Below are 23,255 nucleotides of genomic sequence, written 5' to 3' on the forward strand. Positions count from 1 at the left end.
AATGTATTTGTAAACCTTGCTATAAGCATCTCTAAAATAATGACTATTATTTGTAGAACTATTGAATCAATCTCAAAAAAGTGTTAAAATAAAACCCGCTAAGAAGGAGATGATACTGGTGCAATTCCAAAAAGAGATTCAGGAAGCAATGAAACTATTGCCCGACGATCAGTACTCAGCAATTGCCCAACAGGAACTGGAAAAACAGTTACAACAAGCCCATGATATGTGCCAGCAGGAAGGCATGGAAGAAAAGGAAATTTATCAGGAATTGTTTGTCATGTTTGGGCTATACTCCTGTTTAAAACGGGAAGCACAGCATCAAAAAGAGCTGGAGCAATACCAACAGTTCCAAAAAAAATATCCCCGCAGGGTAAAAGGTGGATTTCTCGCAATTATTTTAATCCCTCTAGTATTCTTTATTTTAATGTTTACGGTAGAGGCAAAGTTAATTTCCCTCTGTTTATGGATCCTTTCTATTATTGGCATCGCATGTTACTTAATTGTCCTTGAATATATGGATTACCGTTACCGTAAACGTTTACATCTGCCAAAGAAAGAAGGAGATTCGATATGAAAACAATTCTACATATTTTTCTACGGGATTTAAAACGCCTGCGCCATAACGTAATCGCATTGATTGTAGTAGTTGGCGTCTGTGTAATTCCTGCTTTATACGCCTGGTTTAATATTGCCGCCAACTGGGACCCATATGGCAGCACCAACGGTATTTCGGTTGCGGTGGCAAGTGAGGACACAGGCAGTACAGTAGAAACGATCTCGGTCAACCTTGGCTCCCAAATCATTGAACAATTAAAATCCAACGATGATATCGGTTGGAAATTCGTAGATTCTGAACAAGCGATTGAAGGGGTTAAAAAGGGGGATTATTATGCTGCTATTGTTATCCCCTCTCACTTTAGTGAGGATATGGTAAGCTTTTTAACTACCGATATCACCACTCCAAAACTGGAATATTATATTAATGAAAAGAAAAACGCCATTGCCCCTAAAATTACAAACGCCGGAGCCAGTACGGTTCAGCAACAAATCAACCAGACATTTATTCAAACAGCTGCCGAAGTAATCGGAAATGTATTAAATACTACCTCTGCTGTAATTGATGAGGATGGCCAAACTGTTATGGACCATTTTTTAACAATCCTCCAAACAGTGGACAATGATTTAACCTTGTATGACAACACAGTTACTGCCTTGTCCGATACTACTACTGCTGTACAAGGCATTGTGGATTCTGCAAAACTGACCTTGCCAGATGTTTCCTCTATGGCATCCGATGGTCAGGCTGCAACTAACGATATCCAATCCTTAATTTCAGCGGCACAACAAAATTCCCAGGGGACCAGTGAGACCATTGGCAATATTTTTACAGCTGTAAACCAAATGCTGGATTCTGTGGATCAAAGTATTGATAGCCTGCCAAATCTGGACACAACCCAGGCAAAAGCGGAGTTAGAACATATTCAAAAACAGGCTAGTTCTATTATGGAGATCAATTCAAAAGTACTCAGTGTACTCACTCAAATTCAGCAAAAGTTGCCAATCCTTTCAGATGCAATTCAACCACTAGTAAATAAAATAAATAACACAAACCAATCCTTGCAATCGATTGTGGATAACATCAATACAATTATTACCAGTGGGGAAGACCTTCAAACTGCCTTGGCAAACGCGCAAACCAATTTAAAACAATGGATTGCTTCTGGTAAATCAGATTTACAATCCGTACAAAATGAATACACTACTACTGTACGTCCAACCCTAGATTCTACTATGAGTTCTACCTATAGTGCATTACAAAGCCTTTCTTCTCTATTAGGTACGGCAGGTTCCAGCATACAAAATATAGATGGTATACTGGACGGAGTAAACCAGGCAATTACATCCGGAAATAGCGCATTGCAAAACACTTCTGCTATTATTAAAACAACCCAAGAAAAAATCCATAACTTACGTACTACTTTAGAAAATACATCCGATAACGAACAAATTGAAAAATTGTTAGAATTATTACAACAGGACCCTTCTATGTTAGGCGGATTTATGGCCTCTCCTGTACAGTTGGAAACCAACCAGTTGTATCCTATCGAAAATTATGGTTCCGCTATGGCTCCATTCTATTCTACATTGGCTATCTGGGTAGGTGGAATTGTCCTAGTAGCGATAATGAAAGTAACGGTGGATGAAGATAAACGGTTGGGGAATATCAAACCATATCAAGCCTATATAGGACGTTATCTTTTATTTATGCTATTAGGCTTAGTGCAGGCAACCATTATTTGTTTAGGGGATTTATACTTCTTAAAAATCCAATGCTTGCACCCAATGCTGTTTATGATTTCCGGTTGGATTTCCAGCCTAGTATTTACCAATATTATTTATACCTTGACCGTTTCGTTTGGGGATATCGGAAAAGCACTCAGTGTCATCATCCTGGTCATTCAAATTGCTGGCTCCAGTGGTACCTTTCCAATCGAAGTAACACCAAAATTTTTCCAAAACGTCTATCCATTCCTGCCATTTACCTATGCAATCAATGCTATGCGGGAAACCATTGCAGGATTTTATGGCAACCAATACCTGATTTATCTTTTACAGGTTCTCGCATTCCTACCATTTGCCCTACTGCTGGGATTAGTCCTGCGAAGACCATTGATTAAGTTTAACCGGTTCTTTGACGAGCGGCTAGAGGACACCCATTTAATGTAACAAAAAACTAGTCCTATGGTTTAAATCAGGTTTCCCGATGTTTCCAGTTATAGTTTCATTATATTTCTTTCAAATAGATTCATAAAACTTTAACCATCATAAAAATAATTAAAGCTGGTAGACACTTCCTCTTTGAGTGTCTACTAGCTTGTTTTTTTAAGATATAATGAAAGACTACTAGAATAGTAAGTATTTTATTTCAATTTGCCTTTGAGTATACTGTATTTCTTTTCATTATACGTTTATCAACGCCCAAAACAAATATTATCTTTGCCAGTTAAAAAATGGACTTTTTTCGCTCCAAACTAAATTGCAGAGATTAAATTGTTTGAACTTTAACCGGCAAAAACTACTATCTGCACTTTGTTTGTCACAACTCATTCTGGGGTTCTCTCAAAAGTTCCAAAATTTCTCGTTGGAATCATGGCAATTCTTGTTCCTTATTGGATATTATCAATATTTTTAGGTTTTTTCAGCTACAACTACTGATTAAGCCAGTGTTATAAGTTGTCCCTATAAGGCAACATCGCAAGATGCACCAAATTTATTTTACTTATATTGCTTGTCCCACAGCCTGTAAACGGTCAAATCATCCTTCTAACAATCTGTATCTCATCGGAAAATTATTACTGTTAGCGGCTCATTTCACTCAGTACTTGAAGCTAAAATTTTTTACAGGACATACACTGGTAGAGCCGATGGTTTCCGTAACCAACAAAAATCCCCTGTGTCATGTTTACACAGGGGATTTTTGTTCTCTTCTCTCTTTGATTACTCTGGCTGGATAACACCTTTTTGTAAAGACATACAAGCATACAATGCTTTTTCGCTGGTAGCAACAATGGCATAAGCTTGTTCTGATTTTTGATAAAAGTCAAACCGTTCCATTGTACCTACAGCGGATGCGCCACGCTCGTCATATTTCCCAATAATTTCATAAAATGTATCCCAAATAGGGGTTTCTACTTCGAAACCTGGATCTACTTGGATTAATTTTACTGGTTTTTCTACATAAGTATCCAACGGAAACACCTTTAAAATCGCATCCAGCAATTCGGGTACACCATGTCCGTCACAACGGATTACCTTCGCATTTTTGCCTTTTGACTCAGCCGGAAAATTTCCATCTGCCAAAATAATGGTATCACTGTGGCCCATTTCAGCTAAAACCTTTAATAATTCAGGAGATAAAATGTTTGGGATTCCTTTTAACACTGCAATTCCTCCACTCCATCAAACAACAAAATCGTTTTCATTATATCTCTTTTTTGCGGTATTTTCAAGGTATATTTTACACAAAAATATGCTATAAAATTTGTTCATCACTATAATTTTCGAATGGAGTTACGGATTACCAGTTTTCCGGGAATATAATAATGTTTTTGCCGCAAATTGTGCTCCATATATCGTTTTAATGTTGCATAGCATTTTCTTCCAAACACCTCATAATCCTGTCGGATCGTAGTTAAGGAAGGCCTGCAATACCGTGCCAACGCAATATCATCAATGCCAATGACTCCAACATCTTCTGGAACATGGTACCCATTTTCCTGTAGGGCGTCCATAATGCCAATGGCAATCATATCACTGGAGGCAATTATAATCTCCGGCATGTCATATCCCTCTAGTTTTTGAATCAGCTCCTGCATCACAACTTTTCCACTATCCATTTTTTCTAACTGTAGCCAGCGGTCTGTAATAATCCAGTCTGGATTGATCCTGACATGGTACTTTTTCATCGCCTGGATAAACCCATCGTATCGTTCCTGTAAATTGACCATATCCAATGATTCACTAATATACCCTATTTTTCGAAATCTTTTTTCATGAAGGTAACAGATAGTTTGATCCATATATTCTTGATATTGAAATTCCACAGAAGGATAATCTTCATAATGCCGATCTGCCAAAAGCACTTTAACCCCTGTTTCTGCAGCATGGTTGAGAATATGTTCATCGTTCCCTCCGCCCAATACAATTAAGCCATCTATCCGTTGTTCAATTAGGGTATCTACATTTTTTTGCATCCGTTTTAAACTATATCCTGTATCCACCATAACAGTAGTATATCCATCATTGCTAAAATGGCGAATAATCGTAGAAGCTGTTTTGGAATAAAATTCGTTAGAAATATCCGGTACAATAATCCCAATCATATGGGTTCTATCCTGCCGCAAACGGCGTGCCAGCGCATTTGGAATATAATTCAATTCCTGGATGGATTGATTTACCCTCCGCTTTACTTCCTCTGTAATTGGCGCAGTTCCATTGATCACATGGGATACTGTGGACAGCGCAACTCCAGATCGGTTTGCCACGTCTTTCATGGTTGGTTTTTTCTTATTATTTTTTCCCCCTATTTGCTGATTCAAATTTTCCCTACTCCTTTCCATTGAAAAAATACAAAAAGAACCCCAGTAGTAGCCAGGGTCCTGTTCAAATTTATTTTTGTCAAAAGGATTCTTCCTGTTCGATTAGAGCAGTATACTTCTGATAAAAATACTGCATATCAGAAACGTAGGAGCCCTCTTTACTATTGTGGATTTTTTGAATATATTCATGTCGATTGATTTCGCTTTTCCCTAAATGGGCCCCAATCGTATACACCGCAATATTGGAACAGTGGTCAGAGATACGTTCTAAATTAGTCAATAAATCCAAATAGATAACACCAGTATCCACCGTACATAATCCTGTTTTTAAGCGTTCGATATGCCTGCTCTTCAATATTTCTTGAATACTATCAATGGTTTCTTCCAAGGGTTCCACACGAACTGCTGCAACCAAATCCATTTGTTCATAAGTCTGTAAGGATAAGGTAATAATTTCCTCTACTGCGCTAGCCAACACTTTTAGTTCCGTTTGCGCGTTTTCAGAAAATTTAATCTTTTTATCATTTAATATTGTTGCCTGTTCAACCAGGTTGATTGAATAATCCCCAATCCGCTCAAATTCAGAAATAATATGCAGTAAATAAGTCAATTGTTTATTGTCGTCGTCGGACAACTCACAATCTGCTAATTTTACCATATAATTTCCAAGGGAATCCTCCATCATATCAATGGTATTTTCCCGTTCCTGAATCCGTTCTATTTTTTTCGGGTCATATTCACGGATTTGTTTGATAGAAGCATGGAAATTTTTTAACGACTTTTTCCCCATATTCCCTACAATAGTAGAACAATGGTTCAGCGCCAAAGTTGGAGATACGAGAAAACGGTCGTCCAATCCTTCCAAACCAGTTGCTACCTCATCTTCATCTTCTTCAGATGGCTTGTCTTTAATAGTAACCACTGCCAGCTTTTCTAAAGCGCTAGCAAATGGCAGCAATAGTAAAGTTGTTACGATATTAAAAACAGTATGGAAATTTGCAATATCCCCGCTAGACATTGCCTGATTCCAAATTCCATCAAATACGCCCAACATATGTAAGATTGTCATGGCAACCAGGAAAATAAGAGTTCCAATTACGTTAAAATAAATATGGACAGCAGCAGTACGTTTCGCATTTTTATTCGCACCGATGCTGGAAATCAAAGATGTCACACAGGTACCAATATTTTGCCCCAAAATAATAGGGTAAGTGGAGCCAAATGTCAATGCTCCAGTTGAGCTAAGAGCCTGCAACATACCAACCGAAGCGGAAGAACTTTGAATAATTGCGGTAATCACAATACCAGCTAATAGCCCTAAAATAGGAAAAGCAGAAAACTTCTCCAAGATACCCAAAAATACCGGGTTATCTTTCAATGGCTCTACAGATGCCGACATATTTAACAAACCGGTAAACAGGACGCCAAATCCCATTGCAATCTGTCCAATGATCTTTTGATTCTTGCCTTTGCAGAACATAATCAAAATAATACCAATTACAGCAACCAAAGGGGCTAAGGTAGAGGGTTTAAAAAACTCCAAAATTGGGTTGCCAGTAGCATCCAAATCGAGTAGACGGGTAATCTGTCCAGTAACCGTAGTACCAATATTAGCACCCATCAAAATCCCTACAGCTTGTTTTAATTTAATAATACCTGCGTTTACAAGGCCTACAATCAATACAGTAGTTGCAGAAGAACTTTGTATCAACGCTGTTACTACTAAACCAAATAAAACTCCCTTAAAAATATTGCTGGTAAATTTTTGTAAGGTGCGTTCCAATGCACCCCCCGAAAATTTTTCTAGTCCAGCACTCATTTCGTGCATACCATACAGGAAAAGTGCCAAACCACCAAAAAGGGATACAACAGTAAAAAAGTTCATGGTTGTCCTCCGGTAAAATAAAAGTATTGTTGATGCCGTTAAAATCCATGTACTTTTTTATTATACCATTTTCCGAAATCAGTTGTACAGAGTTTTTTTAAAATTTAGTCCTGTCATTTATGCCAAGGTTTCCTCTTGTTTTTACTTATTTTTTACCTAGATATAACATATATTTTACTTTATTTGCTTTTATCATTTTTATTTTTTCAAAAACTGTCTCAAATAGCACACTTTAAGTGATAATTTTTAAAACTATTTTTTCTCTTTATTTTGGTAACGGTTCTATGATTTATTGAAATACATTAATTGTAATTTTTTACATACCAATTAGTGAACTTTTTACAAAAATACCTAATTTTGCACAAAAATAACCCATCGAATCATTATTAATTGATTTTTATACTAAATTTCGACAAATATTGATATTTTTATTTACTTTTCTTATAATTACGGTACAATATAAGTAGATAGTAATCTATTTGAAATCAATTTATTTTAAGCCAAGCGTCAAAACAAAAAGAGGTGAATTGACATGTTAAAAAAAGCAATTAGCATCTTATTGGTAGCTGGTTTATTTATCCTATGTTGTAGTGGGTACTCTGGTTGTTCCAAAAAAGAGGATGGATCAGATTCATCAATTTTGGAAAACGACACAAATAACAGCCCATATGCTTCCCAATCTGTAGATAATGAAAATATCGGAAACGGGGAAGAAAAGAATACAGAAACGGATTCCACAACAAAAAATACAATTAGGCAAAATCCAGGCAGTTTAAAGGATATCATAGGGGTTACAGATTTATCCAAACTTCCAGATTATCTAGAAGGTTCCTTAGAAAAATATATCACCATACAAGCAGATATTGAGATATATCCAGAACAAAACTATTCCCTTTATAAAGCGTTCCTGTTAGAACCAAAGGATATTTGCCAACAATGGATTTCTGCCTTTATTCCTGGTAAAGAACTGGCTACACAAAATCTATCTGAACCTCAAAACGGAGATTACAACTACCAATATAATTACCAAACAATAGACAATGAGTACTTGATTCTAGATACCCACAAACAGCAATACCGAAACCTCTCCAGTAAGGTAACATCCATTTACGATGATAATAGTCAGCCTTATCATTATATTGCTTTTGCAGATGATATGGGAGAATTAACTTTAAGGGAACGTTTTCCTAAACAAGAACTAGAAAACTTTCCTAAAGAATCCGCTATCCAACAGGTAAATGAAAAAATCCAAGCATTGGGGATATCCAATCTATCACAACCCCGTGTATACGCAATGGATGTGGATTCTGTAAATAACTGGGTGAATTCTATTAAAAATGACCCTGTTTTGAGTCAAACCGGTGTTCCAGCTAGCTGGGATCGTTCCCAAGAATGTTATTATATTGTATACGACTGCTGTGTAGATGGTGTAAAAATAACCCATAACCAGATACAACCACCGATAGTCACCAATTCGTATGGTACAAAGCTTACAGTCTTTATCAATCAAAATGGAATTATTTCTTTTGAAGCAACCGATTTTTACCAGGCAAATGCAACTCAACAAAATATTTCTATTATCAGCTTAGAAAATGCTTTGAAGCAATTTTTAGAAAATTATAAAAACACTTTTGCTGAAGAATCCAAAACAGTTACCTATATTAGTCTACAATACGTCCCTAAAGAAACCACACTATCCAAAAATGAGTTTGAGCTACATCCTACCTGGATTATTGCTTGGCATAATACTTCAGATATGGATACGTCAAATGATATTGAACAATATGAATATGTTGATGCCATCACAGGAAAATTAATGACCTTCCATTAAAATATAAAAAATTTTAAAAAATTAGAAAGCTTTTTTGTAAAAGAACAGCACCTGTTTTTCTTTTATAATTTTTCACATACCAATTAGTGAATTTTTTACAAAAATAACCTATTGAATCATTATCAATTGATTTTTATACTAAATTTCGACAAATATTGATATTTTATCTGCTTTTCTTATAGTTACGGTACGATATAAGTAGATAGTAAGTTCATTTTGCTTGATTAAGTTGTAACAAAAAGTAGAAAGATTGATGGAGGTGGATTTGTATGTTAAAAAAAATAATCAGTATCCTACTAGCCGTTGGGCTGTTTTTACTCTGTTGTAGCGGATGCTCCAGATGCTCGAACAAAGGGGAAGACACAGACTCAGCCGCTTTAAACAATGGCTCTAGTAATAGCCCATCTGCTTCCCAATCAGCCAATAACAATAATACCGCAGAGGGAGATAACAATACAGATGCCACAACGCCAAACGCAAGCAGACAACGTCCAGGTAGCCTAAAAGACATCAAAGGGGTAACCGACCTTTCAAAACTTCCGGACTATTTAAAAGGGTCATTGGAACAATACCTTACCATAGAAGCTGATATTGAAGTATATCCAGAAGGTACGTATAACCTATATCAAGCTACCTTACAAGATACTGAAAAAGTATATCAAAAATGGGTCGATACATTCATTCCTGGAAAGCAGTTTGCCTCGCAAAACCATATGCAGGATATGATGCTGAACGATGACACAATTCCAAACTATAATTATCAAGATCAAACGATAGATGGAGAAAGTTTATTGATTAGCAATAATTTCCATATGTTCACAGATAATTCTAGTAAAATAACTTCAATCTATGATGACCTAAGTAATCCAGCTAAAATCCCCATCCTTAGTGTAGGGCAATCCGAATCAAAGGACATCGTATTGAGAAACCGCTTTCCAAAAGAGGAATTAGCTGGATTTAGTAAAGATTCTGCCCTTGCAATGGTGGAAGAAAAAATAAATGCCCTGGGAATTCAAAATTTAGGAAATCCTAATGTGTATGCCCTGGATATAGAATCCGTAAACAAATGGATTCAAAATGAAGTAAAACCGAATGCGGATAGTATCCAATATGCTTCTGGTGTCCCAACAGAATGGACCAATCAAAATCAAGAGTGCTATTATATTACTTACAACATGATGTTAGGCGGTGTCAAATTTACAGACAGCAGCACCCCTAATCTGACTGGCAAAGTACTCAATGACCCCATCATGACCACCGGAAGCGGCCTACAGGCATTTGTCAACCAAAATGGCATTTTCTATTTTTATTTCGGAGATATCTATAATGTAAAAACAACACAAAAAAACCTGTCTTGCATCAGCATGGAACAGGCAATCTCGGTATACGCCGAAAAATATAAAAACGCTTTTGAAGAAGAAGCGAGAAAAGCGGTTAAAATCCAATTATTATATGTTCCAAAATATGAAGAAGATTTTAACTTTGAATTACGCCCTGCCTGGGTAATATCCTCACAAACAAAAGTGAATCCAGAATTGCCGGAAGAAGAACAAAACTATGTTACTAAGGATTATGTAGATGCGATTACTGGAGAAATGATGAACTACCGTTAATCCAAAATCATCTATTAATACAATAACAGATCTTATTATATTTGTATAAATTGAAATATAAATTACTATAAGTAAAATAAAACTTGTATACTATATTTCTAATAAAAAATAATTTCAAATCCTATTACAACTTTTTTTGCTTGAATTTCATATATGAGTAAAAAAGTAGCCTCTAAAATTAGAGGCTACTTTTTGGATATTCTATTTTTCTGGTTCGACCAGTTCAAAATCAATATTTCCCGCATTCACATCCGCAGCAACACATTGCACCATAACATGCTGCCCTACTTGATAGGATTTTCCTGTCACAGAATTATTCAAACGGATAAATCCATCATATTCATAAGGTCCATCCAAACTTTCTATTTTGATATATCCCTCCACTGTATTAGGAAGTTCTACATAGAATCCCCTCCCCAATACCGAAATAATAATCCCTTCAAATATTTCACCAATATGGTGGGTCATATATTCCGCTTTATAACAGTCCTCACAATCACGTTCAATCTGCATAGCAAGCATTTCAGTTTCACTGGAATGACGAGCAGCTTGTACCACAAATTTCTGGTAACGTTTTTGAATGGCATCCATACTATCATGATAACACAGCAGGTCACTTAAAATGCGATGGATCGTTAAATCAGGATAACGGCGAATTGGAGAAGTAAAATGAGAATAATTTTCCAATGCCAAACCATAATGTCCAATGGGGAATTCGCTGTATTTTGCTTTGGACATGGTGCGCAAAACCTGTGTATTTACAATGGGGAACAATTCTGTATCTCTGGATTTTTCCAATATCTTGGACATCACCCCAGGCTTCATTTTAGGTTCTACCTTGTTGGATGGTAACCCTAACCGGTCTAAAATTTGTTTCAAGCTGGAAACCTTTTCAGGGGATGGTCGTTCATGAACACGGTAAACAAATGGAATATCCTGTTTTCTGGCAAGAGTAGCGGCTGCCTCATTTGCCAATAACATAAATTCTTCAATAATCCCTTCTGATATTCCCTGCGTCCTTGGCTGGATATCTACAATCTGTTCCCGGTCATCAATTAAAATCTTACTTTCGGTTGTTTCAATTTGTGGGGCACCTCGTTTGATCTTATTTTTCAACAGGATTTGGTATAGTTCATACATCAATTGGATTTCTGGCTTTACAATCTCATATTTTTGCTTGATTTCTTCTGTAGCAGTATCATCCAAAATGCTGTTAATTTCTTTATAAATTCCTTTGATTCGGGAACGGATAATCGTCTTTTTAAAGGTAAAATTGGTTAATTTCCCATCAAATCCAACATTTAACAGTGCGGAAAATGCCAAACGTTCCTCATCTGGATTTAAAGAGCAAATTCCATTGGAAAGTTCCTTTGGTAACATAGGAACTACTTTGTTAGCATAATAAATACTAGTTCCCCGTTCAAATGCTTCCAAGTCCAATGGTGAACGGTATTTTACATAGTGGGAGACATCCGCAATATGCACCCCAACATAATAGCAATGTTCCCCTTTTTCAATCGAGATGGCATCATCTAAGTCTTTGGATTCCGCGCTATCAATTGTAAAAATGGGTAAGTCCGTCAAATCCAAACGGTGGCGGCGTTCCACATCAGAAATCCCTTTCTGTGCAATTCTAGCCGCATTATCTTGTACTTCAGAAGGAAATTCTGTGCTAATTCCGTTTGCCTCTAAAATAGCTGCCGCACATGCCGAAGCAGTTTCAGCGCTGCCATGACTGCTTACCAGTTCGCACCTGTGTTCACTGTGGCGGTTTCCACGGGAAATTGCCTTAGCTATCACTTTATCTCCTATAGCAGCTTCTATCCCTTCTGGTATCGTAACAGGGATTAGGTCTTTGGAAAGGGAATCCGGCATAACAAAATAACGCTTTCCTTGTTTTTGTAAGATACCAGTAAAGGTAGATGGGCCATATTGGGTAATCGAAACCACAACGCCTTCTTCACTCTCACCAAGTTGTTTTTGTGGCTTTACCAGAACAAAGTCATCCTGCATTGCCCCTTGGCTATGTTTGCCAGGAATAAAAATCTGGGCATCATCCGATAAACGCTGTGCAAAACAAAACGTCCGATTATTGCGGACAATTTTTGCAGGATAAATCCCCAATGCCTTTGGTGTATAATACCGATTTTTCAAATATACGGTTTTTCCATTGGCACAAAGGCGCTGAATCGAATTCCGCACCATATCCAGCGTAATATTTTTTCCTCTTGCCACTTTCTTTAATTCCCCAAATAAGAGCCCTTTTTTGCCTGATCTTACAATTGCCGCCAATAATTTATCATCAATATTTTTTTTCATGAGTCTCTCCTTGTAACTAGTAAAATGCCCTGCGCAGAAAACGCAGGGCATTTATGAGTTTCATGTGCTCTTATTTTACAAAAACCGCAACAACGTTGATAGCAATGCATAATACAAAAAATGCGATTGCAACGAATTTTGTAAATCTAGAAAGCTGTGCATCTCTTGTTCTGTTACCATTGGTATCTAAATAAGATTCTGTACTGCCACCTGTCAGACCAGACAAACCTCTGTCTTTGCTTTCTTGCAGCATAACCAAAACGATAATTATAATACTAGCCAGTAACAGCAGAGCCCCGCCGACAATTTGTAATACGCTCATGAATGTAACCTCCATCATAATCTAAAAAAATTATGTGCATTTCATATGATAACATACAAACCATAAAAATGCAAGTATTTTGTTTACACAATGGAACAATTTTCTAAGAATATATTAAAATTTTTTGTTGATACTAAAAGTACATCACAACAAAAAAGAAATCAGCATGTTAGAAAGTAATTTTATTTTATAATAAAATTTGTTTTTTAATCTGCTAAAAATTGCGTTTGCTTTTCTAAATTGTGATGTTACCGCCAGAAAACTGGCGGTATTTTTATGTGAAGCAAAAAACTAACTGAAGTGAATCAACTACAGATCCAGGGCACATATCAAATCAGATGTTAAAAATTGATATTTTCCCACACAATTATTTTGTTATGAGTAAAAGAAAAAATTTTACATAGGCACACCATGAGTATATCTTGTAAAAATGTTTACTATTAGTATGCCACAAAATTGTAGGATAAGAGTAACCCCAGTTTGAAAAAATTTTTAATTTTTACATTGTGGTTAGGAAAGTTTTAACTGTTCCCCTTTATCTTCTTCCCGCAAAACAGCCCCTCTGGCGGGTACCGATTTGGTACGGAAACGATGGGCATTTTCCAGCATATCCTCCTGATAAGGCTTTACCTGCTCCAGCAAGCAGTTCTTATTTAAGGTCATCACCGCAACCCCTTGATTGTCACGGGTCGTTTTGGATTGAATCATACCAGAATGGAACAATAAATACCGCTGGTTATTGGAAACCATCAAATATTCTTGATCTTCCTGCTGGCAGAAACAAGTCACCAAAGGAGCCTTCGTTCCGTAAGCTTTTGCTAATTTTTTACGGTTGGTTTTGGTTGCGTAGGAACTTAATGGTACCTTTGAGACTTTGCCATTATCAAAGAAAAATAACATGGTTTCAGAATAATCTTTGGTATACGCCATCCCCACAATTCTTTCTTCCTCATCAAAGTTTAATTTTGCAGGTACATAATCCCCCATTACGCTGGCTTTGGTATCTGCAAACTGGCTTAAATTGGTTTTGTACACCTGTGCTTGATTGGTAAAAAACAATAAATCGGTATTATTGGTTGTTTCAATGTGGGTGATGATTTGGTCATCTTCTTTTAGTTTATGTTCCCCACTCATGCGCAAAGATTGGGGAGTGATTTTTTTCAAATATCCCTCCGCTGTCAGGAACAAGTTTACTGGATAATCTGGAACTGTTTCTTCCTCCAGATCTTCCAAGTCTTCCTCTGGATAAATAAAGAGCGTCTTTCTTGGTTGGGAATATTTTTTGATAACATCCTTCAGTTCTTTGATAATAATCTGTTTGATTTTGCGTTTTTCTGCCAGAATCTCTTCCATCTCCTGGATATCCTGTTTTAACTGTTCGATTTCCTGGGTGCGCTTTAACAAGTATTCCTTATTTAGGTTACGCAGCTTGATTTCTGCAATAAATTCCGCCTGGATTTCATCAATCCCAAAACCGATCATTAAGTTTGCCACAACTTCGCTGTCTTCTTCGGTTTCCCGGATAATCCGGATGGCTTTATCAATATCCAGAATAATTTTCTGCAAACCAGTCAACAGATGGAGCTTGTCCTTTTTCTTATTCAGCTCAAAACATACTCGGCGGCGGATACATTCCATACGGAACGCAGACCATTCTTCCAGAATGCCCCGGACACCTAATACCTGTGGCGTCCCCCCAACCAGTACATTGAAGTTACAAGAATAAGAATCCTCCAACGGCGTCATTTTAAACAAACGGCGCATCAATTTGTCCGGATCTGTCCCACGCTTTAAGTCCAATGTCAGTTTTAAGCCGGAAAGGTCGGTTTCATCCCTTAAATCGGAAATCTCACGGATTTTATTGGATTTAATCAAATCAATAATTTTATCCATAATCGCTTCTACGGTAGTGGTTGGCGGAATTTCCGTAATATCAATGCAATTCTGGGATTTATCATAAGCATACCGGCAACGGACTTTAGCGGAACCTCTACCCGTCCGGTAAATTTTTTCCAGTTCTTCCTGGTTTTGCACCAAAAAGCCGCCGCCTGGGAAATCAGGCCCTTTTAAAGTTTCGGAAATCTCACAATCCGGATTTTTTAAATAGGCAATGGCGGTTTCGCACACTTCCTGCAAATTAAATGGACAAATCGAGCTTGCCATGGATACCGCAATCCCCACGTTGGCATTGACCAAAATCGAAGGGAAGGTAGTAGGCAACAACAATGGTTCTGTTGTGGTATTATCGTAGTTTGGAACAAAATCCACAGTATCCTTGTCAATATCTCGGAAAAGCTCCCCACAAATTGGGTCAAGCTTTACCTCGGTATAACGGGAAGCAGCATATGCCATATCCCTGGAATAGGCACGGCCAAAGTTCCCCTTACTGTCTACATAAGGGTGCAATAACGCCTGATAGCCACGGGAGAGCCTCACCATGGTTTCATAAATCGTGGCGTCCCCGTGGGGATTCAGTTTCATCGTCTGTCCCACCACGTTGGCGGATTTGGTTTTTTGCCCTGTTAGCAGCCCCATTTTATACATTGTATATAATAATTTCCGGTGGGATGGTTTAAACCCATCAATTTCCGGCAAAGCACGGGAAAGGATAACACTCATGGCATAGGGCATGTAGTTTTTCTCCAAGGTTTCAGTAATTGCTTGTTCTTCTACAATCCCTGCCCCTTCAATATAAGCTTCATGGTTTACCTTTTTTGGTGTTGTGTCAGATTTTTTTCGAGCCATTTGGTCCTCCTTCCTTAAGAAACATCTGCTTGGTCGATATAATCGGCGCCAAATTCAGCAATATAATCTTTTCTTCCCTGTAAGTTGTCCCCCAACATCAGGTCAAACATTTCAGAGGTCGCCTGGGCATCGGTTGGAGTTACTTTAATCAACCGCCTAGTATCCGGGCACATGGTGGTCAGCCACATCATATCTGGCTCGTTTTCCCCCAGTCCTTTGGAACGCTGTAAAGTGAATTTCTGCCCTTTCAGCTCCGAAAGGATTTTGGTCTTTTCGGATTCACTATAGGCAAAATAGGTTTTTTGTTTGGTATTGATCTCAAATAAAGGGGACTGCGCGATATACACATAGCCTTCCTCAATTAAAGTAGGCATCAAACGGTAAATCATAGTTAAAATCAAAGTACGGATTTGGAACCCATCCACATCCGCATCGGTACAGATAACTACCTTATTCCAACGCAAGCCATTCAAATCAAACATGGATAAATCCTTGTTCGCCTTGCTTTTGACCTCTACGCCACAGCCCAACACTTTGACAATATCACTGATGATATCATTTTTAAAGATTTTATCATAATCTGCTTTTAAACAGTTGAGGATTTTCCCCCGCACTGGAATAATTGCCTGGAAATTGGCGTCACGCCCCAATTTACAAGCGCCCAAAGCGGAATCCCCTTCCACAATGTACAGTTCCCGGATGGAGATATCCTTGCTGCGGCAATCCACAAATTTCTGTACACGGTTAGCAATATCCATATTTCCGGATAAGGTCTTTTTCAAGTTCAACCTTGTCTTTTCTGCCTTTTCGCGGCTGCGTTTGTTGATTAATACCTGTTCCGCGATTTTGCCCGCTTCCATTGGGTTTTCAATAAAGTAGATTTCCAATTGATGTTTCAGGAAATCCGTCATTGCCTCGTAAATAAATTTATTGGTAATCGACTTTTTGGTCTGGTTTTCGTAGGAAGTCTGGGTGGAAAAAGAAGAGGAAATCAAAACCAAGCAGTCTTCTACATCAGAAAACGAAATCTTGCTTTCGTTTTTCAGATATTTCCCGTTCTGTTTGAGGTAGGCGTCAATTTGGGAAACAGTTGCTTGTTTTGCCGCCCGTTCTGGAGAACCCCCATGTTCCAGCCAGCTGGAGTTATGGTAATATTCTGTGCATTTTACCCGGTTGGAAAAAGTCAACGCCACGGATAATTTTACCTTATATTCCGGCTTATCCGGCCTATCCCGTCCTACCCGCTCAGTGGACCAGTACTGTACTGAGGTCAGCGCCGTATCCCCAGCAATCTCTTTCACATAATCCTCAATTCCATTTTCATAGAGGAATTCTTCGGTTTCAAATCCCTTGTCCGTCTGGTTGCGGAACACAAAAAGCAGCCCATTATTGACAATCGCCTGCCGTTTTAAAATATCCCGGTAATAATCCGCTGGAATGTCGATGTCGGTAAACACCTGAATATCCGGTTTCCAACGGATACGGGTCCCACTCTGTTTGCGGGAACTCTCGGATTTTTTCAATCCTCCTATATTTTCGCCATGCTCAAATTCCAGCTCATAGCATAATCCGTCACGGTGGATTTCCACCTGCATATATTCCGAAGAATATTGGGTAGCGCACAGACCAAGCCCATTCAGCCCTAAAGAGAACTCATAACTCTCCGCTGAATTGGTATTGTACTTACCACCAGCGTATAATTCACAGAATACCAGCTCCCAGTTATATCGTTGCTCATTGTTATTGTAGTCCACTGGGATACCCCGTCCAAAGTCCTCTACTTCTACCGAATGGTCTTGATACCGGGTAATCACGATCTTATGCCCAAACCCTTCCCGGGCTTCGTCAATTGAGTTGGATAAAATTTCAAATACAGAATGTTCACAGCCTTCCAGGCCATCGGAACCAAAAATAACCCCTGGGCGCTTCCGGACCCTGTCCGCACCCTTTAAGGAGGAAATACTATCATTATCGTATGTGTTTTTTGATTTTTTTACCATTTGCACTCTCCTGCTTTTCCTTGTCCATACAAATGCTTGTTCTATTCTTTCATCCTAAAAATTAAGCTCTAAATTCTTATTTTAACTGGAAAAATCCCGAAAGTCAACTTTTAACCTGTCGAATCCCCTGCATTTCGTTGCTTGTATCGTAGTTTATATGATATACTAAAATAAAAAAACCGTATTGGTTTTTAATTGTATTCCAAAATATAAGCTATAAAAGTGTACCATAAACGGAGGCTATCTGATTTGATTTAGAATATCAACTTTGTATCCGATTGATATACACCGATGGTGCAATGAAAAATTCTCGAGCAATTGAGGGATTCATATGACATTTGAACAACAATATCAACAGCTCAACCAACAGCAAAAACGGGTTGTGGATGGGCTGGACCAAAATATTCTATTGTTGGCGGCCGCAGGAACGGGAAAAACCAATACATTGGCACTGCGGATTGCCAATATCCTGCGGCAAGGGCTAGCGGAAGGAAATCAGATTTTATGCCTTACCTTTACCAACCGCGCCTGTAAAGAGATGAAAGAGCGGATTTCTTCTATGGAATCCGCAAAGGATATTACGGTACGCACTTTCCACAGCTTTTGTTTTGAAGTTGTGCGTGGTTATGCCAAACAAAGCGATATTTCAACTGATTTGATGATTAGCGATGAGGATGATTGCCTTGACCTGCTCAAAGAGCTGGATTTATCTGCCATGGGCTGCGATAATTTACAGCCAGTACAGCAGTTTATCAACCACATCAAAGAACAAAAAATGATTTTTCCCACCCTAAATTTTCAACAGATTATTCAATACTGTTACCAACATGACAGGATGAAGTTGGAACAGGTATGCAGTATCCGTGGAAATTTAAACCAAGTACAATATCGGTTTCTCTTAAAATACGGCGCTGGATTGGTCAAACGGTATAATCGGTTGTTGGAAGAACGGCATAGTGTAGATTTTAACGATATTTTAGCAAAAGGGATGGAAGCGTTAAGTGATGAAACCTATTGCGACAGGATAAAACAGCAATACCATTTTATCCACATTGACGAAGTACAGGATACCAGCCTAATTGAATACCAAATTGTAGAAAAAATATTTGGCAACGCAAAGATAATGCTCTGCGGCGATTATTTTCAAACCATCTACCAATGGAGGGGGTCCAAACCAAGGGATATCTTCGGCAGGTTTACCAAGGAATATCACCCTACCCGCATTGTATTCGACCAAAACTACCGTTCTACCCAACTGTTGTTAAACGCCTCCTATGACTTTTTAAAAACATCCTTTCCCCAACAAGTACAGGATATTTATGGGGAACAGATGCAGGCAAAAGCCACTGACCCCGGAAATCCAATTTTACTCCATTGCGCTGACCATCCTGCGGATGAAGCTGCATGGATCCATCAACAAATCCAACAGTTAGGAGATGTGGACCTATCCCGGGTTGCGGTACTATGCCGGAATAACATCCATGCCTATCGCTTGAGTGAAGATCTATTAAAAATCAATCTGGAAGGTGGTAAATGGATTGATTTCCTGTTGGCGGACCAATATAAGTTTTTCCGGACAAAGGAAATCAAAGATATTCTGGCTTTCTTGCGCCTCGCTGTTAATCGGTACGATGATACCAGTTTAGCCAGAATTATGTTGGGATATGTACGTGGGGTGGGGATAAAAACCCTCCAAAAGCTGGAAAGCAAAGATTATCGTACTCTTGGAATCCGCCTAAACGACTGGCTCCGCCCTGGTATCCAGACTGGAAACCCGTATGATCCACTGCAAAAAGCACTGTTAAACGAAAATGTAGTTGTTTTTGATGTAGAAAGCACCGGGACAGACACCTCCAGCGATGAAATTATTCAAATTGCCGCTGTCAGGATTGATGCGGAAGGTAGAGTATTGGAACAATTTGAGCAGCTTTTAATTCCCTCCAAACCTGTGGGTAGCTCTGAAGCAGTCCATCATTTCAGTGATTCCTATTTACAAAAACATGGAAGAGATGCCAAACAGGTTTTACAGGAATTCAACCAGTTTTTATATGGGCGTGTTGTGGTTGGCCACAATGTAAGCTATGATTTAACAATACTCTCCAGCCAATTGGCACGTCTCGGCTTGCCACAGGCCGGTTACATCGATGATTTTGACACGTTGGATTTGGCAAGGCGTTTTTATCCAGAACTTCCAAACCATAAGTTGGAAACACTAAGCCAGTTATTGGATACCCAGGTAAAATCCAGCCATGACGCAATGGATGATATTCTGGCAACCAAGGATGTCCTGATCCATTTGGTGACAAAAAAATTGCCGGAATTTGCCTTGCAGCGTCAACCAATTTATCTGGCATACCAGCCAAAATTCGCTAAATTGGCACAGATGTTACAGCAATTACAAAAAGATGCCAAAACAACCCCGCTACAGGAATTAGTAGAACAGGTGATACAATCCGCTCATATTGAACAGCTTAACAATACACAGCAGCAACAAAATCATATCCAGGAAATCCGTTACCTGGTACGGGAATTATCCCAACCCGAAAAAAGTTGTTGGGACAATATCCACGCCCTGTTGGAGGTTTCCAGCTTATCCGCTACTAGCCTGGACCGTATGCTGGCACTAAAACCAAGGGTTCCGATTATCACCGTACATCAGGCAAAAGGAGCGGAGTTTGACTACGTATTTCTCGCTGGATTACAGGATGATATGTTTCCTTCTTATTTTTCTCAAAAAGAGGGCAATTTGGCAGAAGAAAGGCGAACTTTTTATGTGGCCATGACCCGGGCAAAAAAGCAGCTCTATTTTAGCTGTTCTCTCTCTATTGACGGAAGGCCGAAAAAAATCAGCCGGTTTATTGGGGAGATTCCAAAAAAATATCTTCATGTAATTTAAACTTTCCACTTTTCCACATTTGTTTGTTAAAATAAGATGGATAATATTCAATCCAGTATTCAGCAACCCGTTAAACACGTATTAAACGGAAAAATTGAAGAGGATAAATTAAGTTTTCTCCATCGCAAATTGTTGCGATACAGCGGAAAACGATATATTATATGAAATAATGTAAAAGCCAGTATTAGCAAACGAAAACATAGTCCAGAGCGAAATAAATGCAGTAAACATACCAGTAGAATGGATAAACGAATCACAATAGTGGGAAGAGAGAATAAAACTCCTATCACAAACATCGCTACTTCGATAGGACTAAAAAGCCACCATTATCAAAATCAATTGTTGCAAAGATCGGGAATTTTGTGCTATTGCGAGGATAGCAATAACAGAGTAATCACTTTGGTTTTCCGTAAAAAATAATTTCTTCTCTTTTTCCTTTCATTTTTTATAAAATAATAAGCAACTTTTTTTCAAAAACCTATTGACAAATCTCAAACTATCATGTAGAATAATATAGGTTAATTCATTAGCCGCTGTGGCGGAATAGGCAGACGCAAGGGACTTAAAATCCCTCGGTAGATAATACCGTACCGGTTCAAGTCCGGTCAGCGGCACCAAAAGAGTCTGAACGCAAATTGTGTTCAGACTCTTTTTTTGCCCAAAATAAGATACCTACACTGAAAGCTAAGTATTTTTATAACACTAAAATTTTAAAATAGTGGGTTTTTATTAATTCCACTATCTTTTTTATTTTCATGGAATAATTCCGCCTTAAATGATAAAACTTTACCAGCTTTATACCATTTTTCCAAAAATATCCTAATCACTTTTTTCTTTGGGTTAATTTTGAACCGGAGTAATCTTAATTGTAAGCTCCGAAAATATTTTTCTTATCGTTTGATAAGCCCATTCTGCTTCCCTCATTGAAATATAAAAATCTTCCCAATCCTTCTCGTTTATCTCTTGTTTCAAATGAAAACGAATCACCACTGTATCTGCAGATTCATTTTCCTTGTGGGAAAACAAATTTCCTTCAAATTCGACAAAATTTAAATGAGCAAATTGAATAAAGCTACAGCCACCATATTCATCACAATAGACACAAAAAGGATCCCCAAATAATAATTTAGGTTTTAATAATTTATTTTTTCCACATTTTAATGGAATCACCTCAAAGGAACTAGATTGTAATTCATCTGAAAATAACTGTTGTTCAGATTCGGTCAAATTTTTTTCCACTTGTTGTATGTATCGTTGTTGAAATTTTTTTATTCCTTTCGTGCTGGCTGAACCAATAAAAACCACCACTGTCATACAAAGAGCAAGGATAATTCCAATTATCCCAAAAATGAAAAACACCCTTTGCGTGGGTCCCTTCCGTGCTAGCCCAAATAAAATTGGGATTAATATTCCCACAACAATACAAACTGGTATTACCTTTTTTCGCTGTTCCCTGCAATCTTTTTGGTGTGTCTGTACCACTTCTTCTACTTGCTGATTTACCCATTCTTGTAACTGAACTATCATATCCGCCCTTTTGCTCCTTGTATTCCTTTTTTATTGATGTCCTTGTTTGTGTTCTTCCTCTAAAAAACTTTCAACGATAAACCGAGGCCGCTCCTTGGTCTCCAAATAGATTTTTCCAATATATTCTCCTACTACACCAATGGATAACAGCAAAAGTCCTCCGATAGCCCATACCGAAACCGCTACGCTAGCCCATCCAACGACAGTGGCTCCCATAAAGAAACGAACTAAAATATAAATAAGCATGGCAATACTAACAAAAAACACCATAAACCCTAATCCTGTGATCAAACGGATTGGTTTAATACTCAATGAAGTAATACCCTCCAATGCCAATGCCAACATCTTTTTTAACGGATATTTGCTTTCTCCAGCAAACCGTTCTTTTCTCTCATAAGTGACAATATCAGAAGGATACCCTATCATAGGCACTATTCCCCTCAGAAATAGATTTACCTCTTTAAATTGAGCTAACCCTTCCAATGCCCGTTTGCTCATTAGGCGATAATCAGCATGATTAAACACTGTATTTGCCCCTAAGTGGTTCATAATCCGATAAAAAGCTTCAGCTGTAAACCGTTTAAAAAAGCTGTCGGTTTTCCGCTTGCTTCTCACACCATATACAATATCACAGCCTGCTAAATATTTATCCACCATCTGATCTATTGCATTGATATCATCCTGTAAATCCGCATCCATGGAAATTACCATATCCGCATATTCCTTTACGGTCATTAATCCAGCTAGCAACGCATTTTGATGCCCACGATTTTTGCTTAGGTTAATCCCACTAAAAAGAGGGTTATCTTGATGCAATTTACAAATCATCTGCCATGTATTATCTTTGGAACCATCATTGATGAATACAACCCTGCTTAAATCAGAAATTTTTTTCTGGCGAATCAGTTGTTCCATTTTATCTTTCATCTGTTTTGCTGTTTCTGGTAAAACTTCCTGCTCATTATAGCAGGGAATTACAACATACAATGTATTTTTCAAAGCTGGTTCTCCCCTT

The 23,255-nt window shown here is 38.1% G+C and carries 14 protein-coding genes and 1 tRNA gene; 6 read left to right on the top strand and 9 right to left on the bottom strand.

Going from position 1 to position 23,255, the window contains the following annotated elements:
* The first annotated feature begins 118 nt into the window (after window positions 1–118).
* Entirely contained in the window at window positions 119–577 is a 459-nt protein-coding gene (locus BQ2683_RS04235) for a hypothetical protein (RefSeq protein ID WP_069987510.1), read from the top strand.
* Entirely contained in the window at window positions 574–2,730 is a 2,157-nt protein-coding gene (locus BQ2683_RS04240; RefSeq protein WP_069987511.1) for a YhgE/Pip domain-containing protein, read from the top strand. Before BQ2683_RS04235 ends, BQ2683_RS04240 begins: the two co-directional genes overlap by 4 nt.
* 771 nt (window positions 2,731–3,501) lie before the next feature.
* Here the strand turns inward: BQ2683_RS04240 and BQ2683_RS04245 are convergent.
* The 3 genes from BQ2683_RS04245 to BQ2683_RS04255 form a co-directional block, all read right to left on the bottom strand.
* Complete coding sequence (locus BQ2683_RS04245) at window positions 3,502–3,945, bottom strand: RbsD/FucU family protein (RefSeq protein WP_069987512.1); 444 nt, start codon at window positions 3,943–3,945, stop codon at window positions 3,502–3,504.
* 110 nt (window positions 3,946–4,055) lie between these two features.
* Window positions 4,056–5,102, bottom strand: a complete 1,047-nt coding sequence (locus BQ2683_RS04250; protein WP_069987513.1) for a LacI family DNA-binding transcriptional regulator — start codon at window positions 5,100–5,102, stop codon at window positions 4,056–4,058.
* Between the two features lie 79 nt (window positions 5,103–5,181).
* Window positions 5,182–6,987, bottom strand: a complete 1,806-nt coding sequence (locus BQ2683_RS04255; protein WP_069987514.1) for a Na/Pi cotransporter family protein — start codon at window positions 6,985–6,987, stop codon at window positions 5,182–5,184.
* A 532-nt stretch (window positions 6,988–7,519) separates the two neighbouring features.
* Here BQ2683_RS04255 and BQ2683_RS04260 point away from each other — a divergent pair.
* Together BQ2683_RS04260 and BQ2683_RS04265 are read left to right on the top strand one after the other, a co-directional pair.
* The gene (locus BQ2683_RS04260; protein ID WP_069987515.1) at window positions 7,520–8,818 is read left to right on the top strand and encodes a two-component system regulatory protein YycI; all 1,299 of its coding nucleotides are present in this window, start codon (window positions 7,520–7,522) and stop codon (window positions 8,816–8,818) included.
* Window positions 8,819–9,087: 269 nt separating this feature from the next.
* Window positions 9,088–10,431, top strand: a complete 1,344-nt coding sequence (locus BQ2683_RS04265; RefSeq protein WP_069987516.1) for a hypothetical protein — start codon at window positions 9,088–9,090, stop codon at window positions 10,429–10,431.
* Window positions 10,432–10,632: 201 nt separating this feature from the next.
* Here the strand turns inward: BQ2683_RS04265 and rnr are convergent, their stop codons facing one another.
* From rnr to BQ2683_RS04285, 4 genes are all read right to left on the bottom strand, one after another.
* Entirely contained in the window at window positions 10,633–12,750 is a 2,118-nt protein-coding gene (gene rnr, locus BQ2683_RS04270; protein WP_069987517.1) for a ribonuclease R, read from the bottom strand.
* Window positions 12,751–12,820: 70 nt separating this feature from the next.
* Window positions 12,821–13,072, bottom strand: coding sequence for a preprotein translocase subunit SecG (secG, locus tag BQ2683_RS04275; protein WP_069987518.1), 252 nt, complete (start codon window positions 13,070–13,072; stop codon window positions 12,821–12,823).
* A 510-nt stretch (window positions 13,073–13,582) separates the two neighbouring features.
* Window positions 13,583–15,817, bottom strand: coding sequence for a DNA gyrase subunit A (locus BQ2683_RS04280; protein ID WP_069987519.1), 2,235 nt, complete (start codon window positions 15,815–15,817; stop codon window positions 13,583–13,585).
* A gap of 14 nt (window positions 15,818–15,831) precedes the next feature.
* A complete protein-coding gene (locus BQ2683_RS04285; protein ID WP_069987520.1) occupies window positions 15,832–17,817 on the bottom strand; it encodes a DNA gyrase/topoisomerase IV subunit B in 1,986 nt (661 codons plus the stop codon).
* 331 nt (window positions 17,818–18,148) lie between these two features.
* Here BQ2683_RS04285 and BQ2683_RS04290 point away from each other — a divergent pair, with 331 nt between their 5' ends.
* Together BQ2683_RS04290 and BQ2683_RS04295 are read left to right on the top strand one after the other, a co-directional pair.
* Complete coding sequence (locus BQ2683_RS04290; protein ID WP_069987521.1) at window positions 18,149–20,713, top strand: 3'-5' exonuclease; 2,565 nt, start codon at window positions 18,149–18,151, stop codon at window positions 20,711–20,713.
* Window positions 20,714–21,242: 529 nt separating this feature from the next.
* Window positions 21,243–21,330 (top strand) — tRNA-Leu (locus tag BQ2683_RS04295).
* A 223-nt stretch (window positions 21,331–21,553) separates the two neighbouring features.
* Here the strand turns inward: BQ2683_RS04295 and BQ2683_RS04300 are convergent.
* A complete protein-coding gene (locus tag BQ2683_RS04300; protein ID WP_069987522.1) occupies window positions 21,554–22,240 on the bottom strand; it encodes a hypothetical protein in 687 nt (228 codons plus the stop codon).
* A gap of 30 nt (window positions 22,241–22,270) precedes the next feature.
* Window positions 22,271–23,239 carry a glycosyltransferase family 2 protein gene (locus BQ2683_RS04305; protein ID WP_069987523.1) on the bottom strand — a complete coding sequence of 323 codons (969 nt, stop codon included), beginning with the start codon at window positions 23,237–23,239 and terminating at the stop codon, window positions 22,271–22,273.
* Between the last annotated feature and the right edge of the window lie 16 nt (window positions 23,240–23,255).

Source organism: Massilioclostridium coli, from assembly GCF_900095865.1.
Taxonomy (GTDB): domain Bacteria; phylum Bacillota; class Clostridia; order Oscillospirales; family Ruminococcaceae; genus Massilioclostridium; species Massilioclostridium facile.

What these genes read in the sequence shown, in the direction of transcription:
- BQ2683_RS04265 (WP_069987516.1), top strand. Translation starts at nt 9,088, where the DNA reads ATGTTAAAAAAAATAATCAGTATCCTACTAGCCGTTGGGCTGTTTTTA.
- BQ2683_RS04260 (WP_069987515.1), top strand. Translation starts at nt 7,520, where the DNA reads ATGTTAAAAAAAGCAATTAGCATCTTATTGGTAGCTGGTTTATTTATC.
- BQ2683_RS04255 (WP_069987514.1), bottom strand. Translation starts at nt 6,987, where the DNA reads ATGAACTTTTTTACTGTTGTATCCCTTTTTGGTGGTTTGGCACTTTTC.
- BQ2683_RS04290 (WP_069987521.1), top strand. Translation starts at nt 18,149, where the DNA reads ATGACATTTGAACAACAATATCAACAGCTCAACCAACAGCAAAAACGG.
- secG (WP_069987518.1), bottom strand. Translation starts at nt 13,072, where the DNA reads ATGAGCGTATTACAAATTGTCGGCGGGGCTCTGCTGTTACTGGCTAGT.
- BQ2683_RS04240 (WP_069987511.1), top strand. Translation starts at nt 574, where the DNA reads ATGAAAACAATTCTACATATTTTTCTACGGGATTTAAAACGCCTGCGC.
- BQ2683_RS04300 (WP_069987522.1), bottom strand. Translation starts at nt 22,240, where the DNA reads ATGATAGTTCAGTTACAAGAATGGGTAAATCAGCAAGTAGAAGAAGTG.
- BQ2683_RS04280 (WP_069987519.1), bottom strand. Translation starts at nt 15,817, where the DNA reads ATGGCTCGAAAAAAATCTGACACAACACCAAAAAAGGTAAACCATGAA.
- BQ2683_RS04285 (WP_069987520.1), bottom strand. Translation starts at nt 17,817, where the DNA reads ATGGTAAAAAAATCAAAAAACACATACGATAATGATAGTATTTCCTCC.
- rnr (WP_069987517.1), bottom strand. Translation starts at nt 12,750, where the DNA reads ATGAAAAAAAATATTGATGATAAATTATTGGCGGCAATTGTAAGATCA.